Below are 14,967 nucleotides of genomic sequence, written 5' to 3' on the forward strand. Positions count from 1 at the left end.
CATATTATTATTGAGGTGATAGACAATGGCAATGATTACTGAAGTATATGCACGCGAGATTTTGGACTCCCGCGGCAATCCTACTGTAGAAGTAGAAGTGTGCCTGGAAGATGGCGCTATGGGTCGCGCTGCTGTTCCCTCCGGTGCATCCACCGGTGTTCATGAAGCAGTGGAACTGCGCGACGGCGATGCAGAACGCTATTTGGGCAAGGGCGTTACTAAAGCAGTGGACAATGTTAACGATATTATTGCAGAAGCAATTATCGGTTTGGAAGCAACCCGTCAAACTGAAATTGACGAGATGCTGGTTCGCTTGGATGGTACTCCCAACAAAGGCCGTTTAGGTGCTAACGCTATTTTGGGCGTATCCATGGCAGTGGCTAAGGCTGCTGCTGCTTCCGTAGGTCTGCCCTTGTACCTGTACTTGGGCGGCGTAGCTGCTAAAGAACTGCCTGTTCCCATGATGAACATTTTGAACGGCGGCCAACACGCAGACAACAACGTAGATATCCAAGAGTTCATGATTATGCCTATCGGTGCTAAATGTTTTAGCGAAGCACTGCGCATGAACGCAGAAATCTACCATAACCTGAAATCTCTGCTGAAATCCAAAGGCTTGAGCACTGCTTTGGGTGATGAGGGCGGTTTTGCTCCCAACCTGAGCTGCAACAGCGAAGCTATCGAAGTTATTTTGGAAGCTGTAGAAAAAGCAGGCTACAAACCCGGTAAGGACATTGTGATTGCTTTGGACGTTGCTTCCAGCGAATTCTACGAAGATGGCAAATACAAACTGGCAGGCGAAGGCATTGAAAAGACCAGTGACGAAATGGTTGAATACTTGTCTGACCTGTGCGCTAAATATCCTATCATCTCCATCGAAGACGGTATGGCAGAAGACGATTGGGAAGGCTGGAAGAAGCTGACCAAGAAACTGGGCAAGAAAGTACAATTGGTTGGCGACGACCTCTTCGTTACCAATGAAGAACGTCTGGTAGAAGGCATTAAGAAAGGCGTTGCTAACGCTATCTTGATTAAAGTTAACCAAATCGGTACTTTGACCGAAACCTTCAACGCTATTGAAACTGCAAAACGTGCAGGCTACACCTGCATTATCTCCCACCGCAGCGGCGAAACCGAAGATACCACTTTGGCAGACATTGCTGTAGCAGTTAACGCAGGCCAAATCAAGACCGGTGCTCCGGCACGTACTGACCGCGTAGCTAAATACAACCAATTGCTGCGTATCGAAGAAGATCTGGGCAAGGCTGCTAAATACAACGGCAAGAACGTTTTCTACAATATTAAATAAGCTTGCTGATTGAAGCTTTGAAGGCGGTACGGCCGTGTGCTGCAGGGTGCACGATGTACCGCCTTATTTTTACGCATTTTTGTAAAATATTTTGCAAAACTACGTTGTAAGATTACCATTTTTATGGTAGAATACTGTGGTACAAAAATGTGAGGAGGTAAGCTCGGTGATTGAAACTGTCTTGATAGTTCTTGAAGTTATCGTTTGCATAGCCCTCATTGGCGCAGTTCTGCTGCAGTCCGGCAAAGGCGGCGGTATGGGCAGTACTTTCGGCGGCAGTGACGGTGCTTTTTTCGGCAAGGGCAATGACCTTGATAGCCTGATGGCTAAAGCTACCATTTATCTTGGTGCTGCGTTTGCTGTAATTACTCTGGCTTTGGCCAAGATTAATGCCTAAAGCATTGGTATGAAAGTACAGCCTATGCTTATTACTCATGTTAAAAAGAGTGCAACTGCGCTCTTTAAATTTTAAATTTTTTGTTAAAAGAAAGGGGTTAGGGTCTTGAATTTTTTAATGATCTCTATCGCTGTTGGTATCATCGCTCTGGCAGTTGCAATGATGCTGAGCGGCGCAATCGGCAAGGCTTCCGCAGGTAATGCTCGCATGCAGGAAATTGCCGGTTACATCCACGAGGGCGCTATGGCGTTCCTGTACAGAGAATACAAGGCATTGTCCGTATTCGTTCTGGTTGTTGCTGTTATTATCGCTATGTTCCTGTCTCCCATGACTGCTGTTTGCTTTGTATGGGGCGCTATCTTCTCCGTATGCGCTGGCTATCTGGGCATGACCGTTGCTACCAAAGCTAACGTTCGTACTGCAGAAGCTGCTCGTCATGGCATGCCTGAAGCACTGAAAATTGCTTTCTCCGGCGGTGCTGTAATGGGCTTGGGCGTAGTTGGCCTGGGTATTCTGGGCGTAGCTGCTGCCTACATGATTTTTGGTAACATTGATATTGTTACCGGCTTCGGTCTGGGCGCAAGCTCCATCGCACTGTTCGCTCGTGTTGGCGGCGGTATCTACACCAAAGCTGCTGACGTAGGCGCTGACTTGGTAGGTAAAGTTGAAGAAGGTCTGCCTGAAGACGATCCGCGTAACCCGGCTACCATCGCTGATAACGTAGGCGATAACGTAGGCGACGTTGCAGGTATGGGCGCTGACTTGTTCGAATCCTATGTTGGTGCAATCATCTCCGCTATTACCCTGGGCGCTGTTGCATACCCTAATGGTGAAGGCGTAATGTTCGTATTCACTCTGGCTTTCGTAGGCATCATCGCTTCCATCATCGGCGTTATGTATGCTCGTAGTAGCAAATCCACCAACCCTCAAGCTGCTCTGAACCATGGCACTTATGTTGGCGGTATCATCGTAATCGCTGCTGCTTACTACCTGTCCACCTCCATCTTCGGTAACGCTAGCGCATTCGTAGCTATTGCTTCCGGTCTGGTTGTTGGTCTGTTGATCGGTAAAATCACCGAAATCTACACCTCTGCTGACTATGCTTCTGTAAAGAAGATTGCTACTCAATCTGAAACCGGTCCGGCAACCACCATTATTTCCGGTCTGGCTGTAGGTATGTATTCCACCTTCCTGCCGATGATCTTCATCTGCATCGGTGTAATCCTGTCCTTCTTCTTCATGGGCGGTGCAAAAGACGCTGGCATGGGCCTGTTCGGTATCGCTCTGGCTGCAGTTGGTATGCTGTCCACCACCGGTCTGACCGTAGCTGTTGACGCTTATGGTCCTATCGCTGATAACGCTGGTGGTATCGCAGAAATGTCCGAACTGCCTCCTGAAGTACGTGAAATCACCGATACTCTGGACTCCGTTGGTAACACCACCGCTGCTATCGGTAAAGGCTTTGCAATCGGTTCCGCTGCTCTGACTGCACTGGCACTGTTCTCTGCATATGCTCACACTGTTAAGCTGCAAGCTATCGACCTGCTGAACCCTGTAACCCTGATCGGCGTATTCGTTGGTGCAACTCTGCCCTTCGTATTCGGCGCTATGACCATGGAATCCGTTGGTAAAGCTGCTTACCAAATGATCGAGGAAGTTCGTCGTCAATTCCACGAAATCCCCGGCCTGCTGGAAGGCAAAGCTAAAGCTGACTATCAAAAATGCGTAGATATCTCCACTGCTGCTGCACTGAACGAAATGATTATGCCTGGCGTAATCGCTATCGTAGCTCCTCTGGCTATGGGCTTCCTGTTCGGTACTGAAGCTCTGGGCGGCCTGATCGGCGGCGCTCTGGCTTCCGGCGTACTGGTTGCTATCCTGATGGCAAACGCAGGCGGCGCTTGGGATAACGCTAAAAAATATGTTGAAGCTACCGGCCGTAAACACACCCCGGTTCATGATGCAACTGTTGTTGGCGATACCGTAGGCGATCCGTTCAAAGATACTTCCGGACCTGCAATGAACATCCTGATCAAATTGATGACCATTGTTGCTCTGGTATTCGCTCCGGTACTGGCTGCTAACGGCGGCATGCTGCTGGGCCTGTTCAAATAATTGAACACTGCACTATAGCAATTCAAGGCACCTGCTCTCTTCGCGAGGGCGGGTGCTTTTTTGTTTACTTGACGTTATGCGTAATAAAATCTATAATGGAGATAAGAAAAGCTATTGAGGAGGGAGCGTTATGTGCAAGTTGAAATGTTTGCCTAATGGTAGAGCTGTCGCTGAAATTAAATACAAATATATAGAGAACATTATTACTCAAGCAGCTAAGTGTAAAAATATTAGCCGTATTATGCTTTTTGGTTCTGCTTTAGAGGAACGTTGCCATGATGCTTCTGATATAGATATTGCTGTTTTTGGTGAGTCCAGTAAAGCAAAGTATTTGAAATCTAAAGAATTCAAAGAATTTCAAAAGAATTTATTTCTTTTTGGTGATGCTTTCTCTCAAGACTATGATATTCTTTATTTTTGCGAGGATGGCAAGAATAGTGATTCAATTATGGAAGATATAGAGAAAGGTGCGGAGATATATAGGAGGAAGGTAGCATGAAGCTGACAATGGGGCTTATCAAAGCTGACATGGTAGCAGCTAATCATGCTATAGAATATTTTGAGCAAAACAAAATTAAGGACATAAAGAATATTGCTGCATATCATTTTCAACAAGCTGCAGAAAAGTTAATTAAGATTCAAGTTTACAACAAAGCTGTGACCTATGATAATCACAAGCTGTTTACGCATAACATCGAAAAGTTGATTTTATATGCTGAAACTTTGAATATAGGATTTTACGCTCCCAAGTATATTAGAGATAATAGTTTGGTAATTACAGATTGGGAAGCGGGAAGTCGTTATGATGTAGGCTTTTCCATTAGAATTGATACTCTTAAAAGAGTAAGCAGTGAGATACAAGCTTGGTATGATGTGTTGTATGCGAGTGGCATTAGGTAATATATTTGACAATGTAGCATGAGCCTGTAGACGTTTTAACGTCTGCAGGCTTATTTGCTATCTAGATGATAATATAGTATAAATTACAAAAAGTTGCGATTTCGCCAAAAAGTCCCTTGAAAAAGTTGCGCTTTTGCCAAAAAAGTACCTTGAAAAAATGGCAGTTTTATTTTAGGAGTGTTATTTATGCAAAGATTTAGGTTTATGAATAGACTTTGCGATTTCCGCTTACCTATTCTTATTGACGTTACGCGTAATAAAATCTATAATATAAAGTGCCAAAATATTGTTCGAGTGGGAGATTGATGATGACACAACAAATTATGCCCGGAGCGGAAAGCTTCCTCTTAAAAGGAAATAATGGTAAGGCGGTGCTGCTGTTGCATGGCTATACCGGCGCTACGGCGGAAATGCGCCCTTTAGGCAACTATCTGCATGGTTTGGGCTTTACTGTGTTGTGCCCCCGTCTGCCCGGCCATGGTACAAGTGTTGCTGATTTGGAGCAGACTACTGCTTCCCAATGGGTGGCGACAGCCAAAGTTGCCTACGCCATCTTAGCCAAAGAATATCAAGAGATTTACGTGGCAGGTCTTTCCATGGGCGGACTTTTGGCTATTACTGTCGCTGCTACGGAAAAGGTGGCGAAAGTAGCATTCCTATCTACGCCCATCTTTGTACCTGATAAGCGTTTGCCGTTTCTGCCGCTGTTGCGGTGGTTCATCCGCTACTTGCCCAAGCATAAGCGTGACTACCACGATTTGGCGGAGTACTGCCTGTGCTATGATAAAATGCCGACGAAGCCTCTAGTAAGCTTGTTCGGCCTAGTGAAAGAAGTTAAAAAGCATTTGCTGCAGCAAGTAAAGTGTCCTTGCTTAATCATGCAGTCGAAGATTGAACACACAGTTCAACCTAAGAGTGCTCAATATATTTATGATCATGTTGCCACAGTGGCAGAAGAGAAGGAGCTGCGCTGGTTTAACCACAGCGGCCACATTCTCACTTTAGACAGTGAACATGACCAAGTTTTTCAAGAAATAGGTGAGTTTTTTAGTAAGAGGTGATATTTATGCCAAGTAAAAATATTCACGATAAAATTATAGAGTTTATGCGCGATAGCAGCTATGCTCCCATGACCAGCGAAGAACTGCTGGACCAATTGGCAGGTGAATGCAGTGCGACTAAGTTTTGGCAGGAACTGCTAGCCATGGAGCAGAACGGGGAGATTATTAAGACGCGTTTTGATACCTACGGCTTGCCGGAAAAAATGGGTCTGGTGGCAGGTCGCTTCCAGTTGACCAGCAAAGGCTTTGGTTTCGTCATCCCCGATAATAAGGGCGACCGTCCCGATGTGTTCATTCCACCCCGTGCGTTGAATGGTGCCATGAACAATGACCGTGTTTTGGCGCGTGTCAATGTGGATACCCATGGCAAAAAGCCTGAAGGCGAGATTTTACGTATTATTGTGCATGCCAACAATAAGGTGGTAGGCGTGTTCCACCAAAGCGGTGATTTTGCCTTTGTAACTCCTGATGATAAACGCATCGGTCAGGATGTCTACATTATGAAGCGTAATTTTAATAATGCTAAAGATGGACAAAAGGTCGTAGTAGAAATTACGGAATGGCCCCAGGAAAACCGCAAGGCAGAAGGCCGTGTCAGCGAAGTATTGGGCAATATCGGCGACGTAGGTTTGGAAATCCTGTCCATTATCAAGCAGAACGATCTGCCCTTGGAGTTCCCTGAGGAAGTACTGGCTGCTTCCCGCAAGGTGCCTAAAACTATCAAGAAGAGCGAAATCAATGGTCGCCGCGACCTGCGTGACCGCACTGTAGTCACTGTTGACGGCGAAGATGCTAAGGACCTTGACGATGCAGTTTATGTGGAACAAATCAACAAAGATGAGTTCCTCTTGGGCGTTTATATTGCCGATGTCAGCTACTATGTAACGGAAGACAGCATCCTCGATCGTGAAGCACGTGCCCGCGGTACCAGTGTCTATCTGGTAGACAGAGTGCTGCCCATGCTGCCGGAACGTCTTTCCAACGGTATCTGCAGCTTGAACGCGGGGGAGGACCGCTTGTCCATGGCTTGTGAAATGCATATCGATAGGGATGGCAATGTGCTGCAGTACGAAATTTTCCCTGCAGTAATCAATGTGCGCCATCGTTTGAGCTATAACATTGTCCGCTCCATGTTGGCAGGGGATGAATCCATGTGCGCTAAGTACGTGGATATTCTGCCCATGGTGGGCAAGATGGACGAGCTGCGCCAAATCCTTCATGACAAACGTGCCCGTCGTGGTGCCGTGGACTTTGATTTGCCGGAGCAGAAGGTTATTCTTGATGAAAAGCTACATCCTGTAGAGATTGTTCAACGCATTCATGGTAATGCGGAATCCATTATTGAAGAATTTATGCTGGCTGCCAACGAAACTGTGGCTCAGCATATGTTCAACCAACATTGGCCCTTCATTTATCGTGTCCATGATTTGCCTGCAGAAGAAAAGATGCAGGATTTTGCTAGATTGCTAGCCAATTTCAATGTTAAGTTTAAGGTGAGCGAAGAAACTCAGCCTAAGGAGATCCAGCAGGCGGTGCGTGCGGTAGCAGGCAAGCCTGAGGAAAGACTTGTTACTACGGTAGCACTGCGCTCCATGAAGCAGGCTGTCTACCAAACGGAGAATGTGGGGCACTTTGGCCTAGCTGCCAAGTTCTACACCCACTTTACATCTCCTATCCGCCGCTATCCTGATCTGATCGTTCATCGCCTGCTGCGGGCGTGGATGCAGCAGCCTAAGCTGAAAGCTGCAGAGGTAGAGCCCTTAACCGATAAGCTGGATATGATTGCTGAACATTCCTCCATCCGCGAGCGTGCTGCCGCTGATGCAGAACGGGCAACAGTGGAGTTGAAGATGTGCGAATATATGGCGGATCATCTGGGCGAAGAATATGATGGTGTCATTTCCAGTGTAACTGCTTTTGGTATGTTTGTAGAGCTTGCCAACGGTGTGGAAGGCTTGGTACATATTTCCAGCCTGATGGATGATTACTACGAATATTACGAAGAACGCTACGCTTTGGTGGGCACTCATACAGGGCACACCTATCGCTTAGGCGACAAGGTCCGCATTGAAGTGCTCAACGTAAATATCAGCGACGTGTCCATCGACTTTATTATGGCAGGGGAGAACGATGGCGTACGCGAGCATATCCGTCAACAGCTTTTGTCCAAGCAAAAGCCTGCCAAGGGCATGAGCAGCAGTCGCGCCGCTATTAGTGCGGAAACCCAAAAGAAGAAGCACCGTGGCAGCAAGGGTGCTAAGAATAAAGAACCCGGCCGTCGCAGTCCTAAAGGCGGTAAGGGTAAGTCTAAAGGTGGCTCCGGTAAAAAGCGTGGAGCTAGAAAGAAGAAATAGATTATGGCAGAAACAAAGATTAAGATTATTGCAGAAAACCGCAAAGCGCGCCATGATTATACCATTATGGAAACTTTTGAAGCAGGCATTGCTTTGACGGGTACTGAGGTTAAGTCCCTGCGCGCAGGCAAGGCTAATATGAAGGACAGTTATGCCCCAATTACGAAACAGGCAGAGGTGTTCCTGTATAATCTGCATATTAGTCCGTATGATCATGGTAATATCTTCAACCATGAGCCTTTGCGTAATCGCCGTTTGCTCCTGCACCGTCAGGAAATCAACAAACTGATTGGCAAGGTAAAGGAAAAAGGCTATGCACTGGTACCGCTTAAGCTGTACTTTAAGCATGGTTTAGTCAAGTTAGAGCTGGCGTTGGCAGTGGGCAAGAAGAACTACGACAAGCGCCAAGATATGGCGAAGAAGGACGCTAAGCGCGAGATGGAACGCGCCCTGAAAGAGCGCAATAGATAAAAACCTTGACTTTTTGACTATTGTTTGCTACAATACAGATAAAGCAAGGCGTATCTGCTTACTTCCAGACCTTTATAGGTCTGCTTAAACCGGGGATGTACTGGTTTCGACGGGGGTAGGTGCGGTATGATAAGCGAGCCGTGGTCTGGCACACGTTAACTGTTGGGACGTTTAAATATAAACGCTGATAAAGAATACGCTTTAGCAGCCTAACTGCTAACTGTCTTCTGAGTTCCTCCTGCAGACGAGGAAAGACAGTCAATTTGCGGGATACCTTAAGGCCGACGCCCGTGAGCCTTTAGGGAAACATTACGGGATAGCAACTTGGGCGCCCGTCGATAGGCATCTGGGAAGCGAAACGCAATATGTCGTCTGCGCTCGGAGAAAGTTGTATGGCAATATTTTCGGACAGGGGTTCGACTCCCCTCATCTCCACCAAATGATTCAATAGTAGAACCCTGCAGGCTTTGTATTGAAGCTGTGGGGGCACTAAGTATAGATGGTGGAATCCAAACGCTCATAGGTGTAACAGCCTATGGGCGTTTTTGCTTTTGCTTAACTTTTTCTCGTGCTGGTGTGCTTCTCCTTGCCTCCTCACTAATTTTGCAATATAATTTACTCAGAAGTAATTTACTTTCAAGTAAATTACTTGAAAGTTAGTTAAGTATGGGTGCCATGCTTAAACAGAGAATAGCATAACGTACAACTAAAAAGTTTGGCGTAGTAGTATAACCGTTGCATTCTGGAATGTATACTTGAAAAACATCTTTACAAGTGTGCCTGTTAGTGTTACCATAGTGCTATAGTAGAAATTACTTGAAAGGGGTCGCAAATGATGCAAAAAACTTGGCAAGATTGTTGTTGCTGTTGCCAAGGGATTTTTGCGCTCGTTTAGGCTTACCGAAGATACGCGTCATGTTTGGCGCCTACTATTTGCTATTGCAAAACCTTTGCGGAAGTCGATGGGCTTCCGCTTTTTTATTTTGTCTGAGAAGGAGAGACGCACATGGAACTTATTAATAATAAAGCTATTGAGGAACAGGTGGCTGCCATTACTGACAGCATCATCAATGACTATAATAAGGACAGGGATATCGACCGCTTGGATTTTTATGCCAGCGTGGATAAATACGCTGTAGTGGAAATCGTCAAAAAACTGCGTCGTATTGTTTATCCCGGTTTCTACCGCGATAACGCTTATTATATCTATAATGCCCGCAATAATGTGGCTGCTTTAATTGAGGACGTTATGTACCGCTTGCATAGGCAAATTTCTGTAGTCCTGAAGTACAGCGACATAGCTCCGGAAGATATCGAGCAGGAAGCGCAACGCATTACCCTGGAATTCTTTGCCCGCATTCCGGAAGTACGCGCTTATCTAGATACGGATTTGCAGGCTACTTTGGACGGCGACCCTGCTGCCCAAAACAAAGACGAGATTATCTTCGCTTATCCCGGTATTTTGGCTATTACTGTATATCGTATGGCACATATCCTTTATGAACTGAAGGTGCCGCTGATCCCCCGTATTATGACGGAATATGCCCATAATCTGACCGGTATCGACATTCATCCCGGTGCGACCATTGGCAAATATTTCTTTATTGACCATGGTACGGGTATTGTTGTTGGTGAAACTACTCATATTGGCGACCATGTAAAGGTATACCAAGGCGTAACTTTGGGTGCGCTTTCTACTCGTGCAGGGCAAAAACTGCGTGGTACCCGTCGTCATCCTACCATTGAGGATAATGTTACCATTTATTCCGGTGCTTCTATTTTAGGCGGTGATACTGTTATTGGGCACGATTCCGTAATTGGCTCCAATGCTTTTATCACTTTCTCCGTAAAGCCCAACTCCCGTATCAGCATTAAAAACCAAGAGCTGGACTTTGGCGACCAAGAATATAAGATTTAAGAGCAAAGAAAAAAACGCACCCTTGACGGGTGCGTTAAGTATAGGCGGAAGAAGTATATTTAGAAAAATAGTTGCGTATGGTAGACGGAGCTTACGCCGGCGCTGAGGGCGACGAGGCAGCCGAGGGACAGAGCGACCATAAGCGCCGCTTCCTTGGCGTTGAGCGGTACTTGTTGCTTGATAGCGCGCATGATAGCTTTGATGCACAGGACTACCAACATTCCGAAAAGAAAGAGAGCAAAGAGAATATTTAACATGACGGACTCCTTTATGGCAAAGGCACAAAGCCTTCTTAATCGATGAATTAATTACCTTTATTATAGCAAAGTAGGTAGTTTTGTCAAGAAAGAGGACGTTGCCGTAGGTGTGTGTGCTTTAAAGGTGTACAATGTTACGTTGAGGAGGTTGCTAAGGATGGATACTAGGGTTGCTGTTATTTCGATGATTGTTTCCCAAGAGGAAGCAGTACAGCAGTTGAATGGGCTGCTTCACAATTATTCTCAGTATATTATTGGCAGGATGGGACTGCCTTACCGCACTAAGGGCGTGAATATTATCTGTGTAGCGGTGGATGCTCCCCGTGATGCGGTCAGCGCCTTGAGCGGCAAGTTAGGCAGTATTGCCGGGGTTAGCGTCAAGACTGCTTACGCCAATGTATAGAGATAAAAAAGAAGAGGCTATGACATATGTAGTCATGTTACCATATCCCAACTCACGTACGATTTCTTAACGCTCATTTCGTGCAGAATCACAACGAAGATTCGCGGCCAATCTTGTTCGAAAAACAAGTTTTTCTTCGGTTCGCTTCACTTCTGTGATTCTAAGCACTCATGAGCTAAAATCGCAATGATTCGTCTAGGGATATGGCAATGATGACTGGTATTGTCATAGCCTCGTTTTATTATTCGTTCATCAGATTGAGTTTGCGGAACAGTTTGAAGAGCAGGCTCATGATAATTGCAACTACAGTTGCCAGCACCATGCCTTGAACAGCAAAGGCGCCGATGGAAATCTTCGCGCCGGAAAGACCAATGATCATGATTACGGAAGTCATAACCAAATTGGAAGATTTGCTGTAATCAATCTTGCTTTCAACCAACAGGCGGATACCGCTGGTGGCGATTACACCGAAGAGCAGGATGCAGATGCCGCCCATAACGGGAACGGGGATGCTGTGGATGACTTCGGACAGCTTGCCGCAGAAGGACAGGATGATTGCCATAACTGCAGCACCGCCGATTACCCAAGTGCTGTAAACTTTGGTGATCGCCATGACACCGATGTTTTCACCATAGGTGGTGTTAGGAGTAGCGCCGGCGAAACCGCTGATAACGTTGGACAGGCCGTCAGCAAAGAGGGAGCGGGACAGGCCCGGGTCTTTGATCAATTGGCGGTCAACGATGTTGCCGGTAACAACAAGGTGGCCGATATGTTCTGCCAATACAACCAGAGCTGCAGGAGCGATGATCATAATAGCGTTAATATCAAAAACAGGTGCATAGAAATGGGGCACTTGGAACCAAGGCGCATCGATAATAGGCTGCACGTTTACCATGCCCAGGCAGAAGGCAAAGATGTAGCCGCAGATTACACCAAAGAGAATGGGGATGATGCTCATGAAACCGCGGAAGGCAACGGAGCCGATAACGCCCACTGCTAAGGTAAACATGGAAACTGCGATGTTGGCAGCAACGATGTTTTCACCGGTGAGACCTGCCATATTGGCAGCAACAGGAGCTAATTCCAAACCAATAACAGCGATGATGGCACCCATAGCTGCAGGCGGGAAGATAACGTCAATCCATTTAGTACCTACAAAGTGGATAATCATGGAGAACAGCATGAACAGCAAGCCGAATACGATGAAGCCGGATTGAGCGTGGCTGTAGCTGGAGTTGGACATAATCAGCAGTACGGGAGAAATGAAGGCAAAGCTGGAGCCTAAATAGGAAGGGATCTTGCCTTTAGTAAGGAAGATGTAAAGCAAAGTGCCTAAGCCGTTCATAAACAAACAGGTAGTGGGGCTTACTTTAAACAGGAAGGGAACCAATACGGTAGCGCCGAACATGGCGAAAAGGTGTTGCAAGCTCAAGGGGATGTTGAGCAGTAGTGGGGGACGTTCTTCAACTTGGATAACTTTATGTTCCAAAACAAAGACCTCTCTTTCTTAAAAATTTCCAACAACTATTTTATGTTGATTTCGTTAGAAAAGCAAGTTTTTTCTCTACTTGTAATAAAGAAAAGAACACGCATCAAAAGATACGTGTTCTCAGAAAAGCTTGTGTTATGTTACCACTGTTTGAAAGATGCTTTTGTAGCACTCGAACTTATGACCTTAGCTTACGCCGGAGCAAGGCAGTAGCGGTCGTATTCTACTTGGTAAGCTTCAGGATCTGCGTAACGATTGATTTTATCGTTGAATTTGCAAGCATCGCTAATAGCTTTGTTAACAGCATTCTTAGTGTGCTTGCGGGTATCAGTTTCGTTAGAAACGATGTAGCCCATTACTGCAAACAGGCTGCTGGAATATTCTTTGATACCATAATCATAGGTATACAGCTGGTGACCGTCGCTAGCGCTTTCCTGCATAGCAACTTTTACAGTGGGGTAGGTGTTGCCGCTAACATCGGTCTCCTTACCGGTGCCTGCCAGTTGGATGCTGATGACGATGGGACGCCAGTCGGGGCGGGTGATGCGTCCCAAATCTGCAGGGTTCAAAGTGCCTTCGGGAGCACGCTTGAGAGATTGAATAAGAAAGCGCTTGCTGTATTGTTCTTTGATATATGCTTCAAATTCTGTTTGTCCGGCTTTGATGTCGTTACTTTCGTTTTGAGCCTCTAAGACAATGTCAGGGACTTGGTACCACAGGATGACTTTCTGGGTGGGCTCGGCAGCGTAGCCGACAGCGCACAGCATGGTAAAGAGCAGAGCGAGCAATAATTTCTTCATGGGGAGACCTCCTTACGTTTTTTGTTACCTATAATATATAGGAAAGTGCTTAAAATAGCAAGAATGAAAGCAAGAAAAAATTTGCAAAATAAAAAATGAAAAAATTTAAAATAACCTGTTGACAAATTGGTTGATATCCTGTATAATTCTTTTTGTCGCAAACGGAGAGGTTCCCGAGTGGTTAAAGGGAGCAGACTGTAAATCTGCCGCGTTTCGCTTCGTTGGTTCGAATCCAACCCTCTCCACCAACACTTTTCATCGCGGGGTGGAGCAGTTGGTAGCTCGTCGGGCTCATAACCCGAAGGTCGGTGGTTCAAGTCCGCCCCCCGCAACCAACTAAATATGCTGATGTAGCTCAGTCGGCAGAGCGTATCCTTGGTAAGGATAAGGTCACCAGTTCAATCCTGGTCATCAGCTCCAAATGTTATTAAGCATCAGAAGTGCTAAGATACAAGGCGTGATGAGATTGTGAAGCGAAGCTGTACTAAATGGTACTGCGAGCGAGCAATCGCAATCGCAACGAAGTAGATTGGCGCTTATGGTGATTATATGGCGGCGTAGCTCAGTTGGCTAGAGCATGCGGTTCATACCCGCAGTGTCCGCGGTTCGAATCCGTGCGCCGCCACCAACCTAGACACAGAACCTCATTTCGATGAGGTTTTTTTGTTATATTCTTTTCCGTGTAGCAGGATTTTCCTTGCGGAAAGCGAATATAAAATGGTAGGTTATCTTGACCTTATCAAAAAATTGTGATGTATTGATTGGAGGAATTTCACAAAATGGCAAAAGCTAAATATGAAAGAACTAAACCCCATCTGAATATCGGCACCATCGGTCACGTTGACCATGGCAAAACCACTCTGACCGCTGCTATCACCAAAGTTTTGGCTGAAAAAGGCGGCGCAGAATTCATGGACTACTCCATGATCGATAAAGCTCCGGAAGAACGTGAACGCGGCATCACCATCAACACCGCACACGTTGAATACGAAACCGCAACCCGTCACTATGCACACGTTGACTGCCCGGGCCATGCTGACTATGTAAAGAACATGATCACCGGCGCTGCTCAAATGGACGGCGCAATCCTGGTAGTATCCGCTGCTGACGGCCCGATGCCTCAAACTCGTGAACACATCCTGCTGGCTCGCCAAGTAGGCGTTCCCGCAATGGTTGTATTCCTGAACAAAGTTGATATGGTTGACGACGAAGAACTGCTGGAATTGGTAGAAATGGAAGTTCGCGAACTGCTGAGCTCCTATGACTTCCCTGGCGACGACATCCCCGTTATCGCAGGTTCCGCACTGAAAGCTTTGGAAGGCGACCCCGCATACGAAGCAAAAATCATGGACCTGATGGACGCAGTTGACAGCTACATTCCCCTGCCGGAACGTGCTACCGACAAACCGTTCCTGATGCCTGTCGAAGACGTATTCACCATCACCGGTCGTGGCACCGTAGCAACCGGCCGTGTTGAACGTGGTACCGTAAAA

14 protein-coding genes, 4 tRNA genes and 1 other RNA gene are annotated in these 14,967 nt (G+C 46.4%); 16 read left to right on the forward strand and 3 right to left on the reverse strand.

All coding sequences use genetic code 11. The annotated features are described in order from the left end of the window. Positions 1-25 precede the first annotated feature (25 nt). The 10 genes from eno (at position 26) to epsC (ending at position 10,525) form a co-directional block, all read left to right on the forward strand. On the forward strand, positions 26-1,309 hold the full coding sequence (gene eno / locus ACJMM4_RS08855) for a phosphopyruvate hydratase (RefSeq protein WP_405384103.1): 1,284 nt from the start codon (positions 26-28) through the stop codon (positions 1,307-1,309). Between the two features lie 166 nt (positions 1,310-1,475). Continuing rightward, complete coding sequence (gene secG, locus ACJMM4_RS08860; RefSeq protein ID WP_405381184.1) at positions 1,476-1,706, forward strand: preprotein translocase subunit SecG; 231 nt, start codon at positions 1,476-1,478, stop codon at positions 1,704-1,706. Between the two features lie 117 nt (positions 1,707-1,823). Continuing rightward, positions 1,824-3,821, forward strand: a complete 1,998-nt coding sequence (locus ACJMM4_RS08865; RefSeq protein ID WP_405381208.1) for a sodium-translocating pyrophosphatase — start codon at positions 1,824-1,826, stop codon at positions 3,819-3,821. 130 nt (positions 3,822-3,951) lie between these two features. Next, entirely contained in the window at positions 3,952-4,320 is a 369-nt protein-coding gene (locus tag ACJMM4_RS08870; protein WP_405381182.1) for a nucleotidyltransferase domain-containing protein, read from the forward strand. Next, complete coding sequence (locus ACJMM4_RS08875) at positions 4,317-4,721, forward strand: HEPN domain-containing protein (protein WP_405381180.1); 405 nt, start codon at positions 4,317-4,319, stop codon at positions 4,719-4,721. The genes ACJMM4_RS08870 and ACJMM4_RS08875 overlap by 4 nt, the downstream gene beginning before the upstream one ends. A 305-nt stretch (positions 4,722-5,026) precedes the next feature. Next, positions 5,027-5,782, forward strand: a complete 756-nt coding sequence (locus ACJMM4_RS08880; RefSeq protein WP_405384105.1) for an alpha/beta hydrolase — start codon at positions 5,027-5,029, stop codon at positions 5,780-5,782. Between the two features lie 5 nt (positions 5,783-5,787). Continuing rightward, positions 5,788-8,136 carry a ribonuclease R gene (gene rnr / locus ACJMM4_RS08885; protein ID WP_405381176.1) on the forward strand — a complete coding sequence of 783 codons (2,349 nt, stop codon included), beginning with the start codon at positions 5,788-5,790 and terminating at the stop codon, positions 8,134-8,136. A gap of 3 nt (positions 8,137-8,139) precedes the next feature. After that, positions 8,140-8,607, forward strand: a complete 468-nt coding sequence (gene smpB / locus ACJMM4_RS08890; protein WP_405384107.1) for an SsrA-binding protein SmpB — start codon at positions 8,140-8,142, stop codon at positions 8,605-8,607. Positions 8,608-8,698: 91 nt separating this feature from the next. Then, positions 8,699-9,045, forward strand: a transfer-messenger RNA (tmRNA) gene (gene ssrA, locus ACJMM4_RS08895). A gap of 568 nt (positions 9,046-9,613) precedes the next feature. Next, on the forward strand, positions 9,614-10,525 hold the full coding sequence (gene epsC / locus ACJMM4_RS08900) for a serine O-acetyltransferase EpsC (RefSeq protein ID WP_405381172.1): 912 nt from the start codon (positions 9,614-9,616) through the stop codon (positions 10,523-10,525). A 59-nt stretch (positions 10,526-10,584) separates the two neighbouring features. On the opposite strand, the gene ACJMM4_RS08905 is transcribed toward epsC, so the two are convergent. Beyond that, positions 10,585-10,782: a hypothetical protein gene (locus tag ACJMM4_RS08905; protein WP_405381170.1), complete on the reverse strand. Its 198-nt coding sequence runs from the start codon at positions 10,780-10,782 to the stop codon at positions 10,585-10,587. A 157-nt stretch (positions 10,783-10,939) separates the two neighbouring features. On the opposite strand from ACJMM4_RS08905, the gene ACJMM4_RS08910 reads away from it, so the two are divergent. Next, a complete protein-coding gene (locus ACJMM4_RS08910; RefSeq protein ID WP_405381168.1) occupies positions 10,940-11,185 on the forward strand; it encodes a TM1266 family iron-only hydrogenase system putative regulator in 246 nt (81 codons plus the stop codon). Positions 11,186-11,426: 241 nt separating this feature from the next. Here ACJMM4_RS08910 and uraA read toward each other — a convergent pair whose 3' ends face one another. Next, positions 11,427-12,674: a uracil permease gene (gene uraA / locus ACJMM4_RS08915; RefSeq protein ID WP_405381166.1), complete on the reverse strand. Its 1,248-nt coding sequence runs from the start codon at positions 12,672-12,674 to the stop codon at positions 11,427-11,429. Between the two features lie 191 nt (positions 12,675-12,865). Continuing rightward, a complete protein-coding gene (locus ACJMM4_RS08920; protein WP_405384109.1) occupies positions 12,866-13,474 on the reverse strand; it encodes a hypothetical protein in 609 nt (202 codons plus the stop codon). A 163-nt stretch (positions 13,475-13,637) separates the two neighbouring features. Here ACJMM4_RS08920 and ACJMM4_RS08925 point away from each other — a divergent pair. The 5 genes from ACJMM4_RS08925 to ACJMM4_RS08945 all read left to right on the forward strand — a co-directional run. After that, positions 13,638-13,722: transfer RNA gene (locus ACJMM4_RS08925), tRNA-Tyr, on the forward strand. Positions 13,723-13,733: 11 nt separating this feature from the next. After that, a tRNA-Met gene (locus ACJMM4_RS08930) sits at positions 13,734-13,809 on the forward strand. Between the two features lie 9 nt (positions 13,810-13,818). Then, positions 13,819-13,894: transfer RNA gene (locus ACJMM4_RS08935), tRNA-Thr, on the forward strand. A gap of 131 nt (positions 13,895-14,025) precedes the next feature. Next, a tRNA-Met gene (locus ACJMM4_RS08940) sits at positions 14,026-14,102 on the forward strand. Between the two features lie 151 nt (positions 14,103-14,253). Continuing rightward, on the forward strand, positions 14,254-14,967 hold a 714-nt coding region (locus ACJMM4_RS08945; RefSeq protein ID WP_405384111.1), incomplete at its 3' end, for an elongation factor Tu.

Origin of the sequence: Phascolarctobacterium sp., assembly GCF_045124115.1 — a bacterium.
In the GTDB taxonomy this organism is placed as follows: Bacteria; Bacillota; Negativicutes; order Acidaminococcales; family Acidaminococcaceae; genus Phascolarctobacterium_A.

Excerpts from the sequence above, each read along its gene's own strand:
- eno (WP_405384103.1), top strand. The coding sequence starts at position 26 with ATGGCAATGATTACTGAAGTATATGCACGCGAGATTTTGGACTCCCGC.
- ACJMM4_RS08905 (WP_405381170.1), bottom strand. The coding sequence starts at position 10,782 with ATGTTAAATATTCTCTTTGCTCTCTTTCTTTTCGGAATGTTGGTAGTC.
- ACJMM4_RS08865 (WP_405381208.1), top strand. The coding sequence starts at position 1,824 with ATGATCTCTATCGCTGTTGGTATCATCGCTCTGGCAGTTGCAATGATG.
- rnr (WP_405381176.1), top strand. The coding sequence starts at position 5,788 with ATGCCAAGTAAAAATATTCACGATAAAATTATAGAGTTTATGCGCGAT.
- ACJMM4_RS08880 (WP_405384105.1), top strand. The coding sequence starts at position 5,027 with ATGATGACACAACAAATTATGCCCGGAGCGGAAAGCTTCCTCTTAAAA.
- epsC (WP_405381172.1), top strand. The coding sequence starts at position 9,614 with ATGGAACTTATTAATAATAAAGCTATTGAGGAACAGGTGGCTGCCATT.
- ACJMM4_RS08875 (WP_405381180.1), top strand. The coding sequence starts at position 4,317 with ATGAAGCTGACAATGGGGCTTATCAAAGCTGACATGGTAGCAGCTAAT.
- smpB (WP_405384107.1), top strand. The coding sequence starts at position 8,140 with ATGGCAGAAACAAAGATTAAGATTATTGCAGAAAACCGCAAAGCGCGC.
- ACJMM4_RS08910 (WP_405381168.1), top strand. The coding sequence starts at position 10,940 with ATGGATACTAGGGTTGCTGTTATTTCGATGATTGTTTCCCAAGAGGAA.
- ACJMM4_RS08870 (WP_405381182.1), top strand. The coding sequence starts at position 3,952 with ATGTGCAAGTTGAAATGTTTGCCTAATGGTAGAGCTGTCGCTGAAATT.
- ACJMM4_RS08920 (WP_405384109.1), bottom strand. The coding sequence starts at position 13,474 with ATGAAGAAATTATTGCTCGCTCTGCTCTTTACCATGCTGTGCGCTGTC.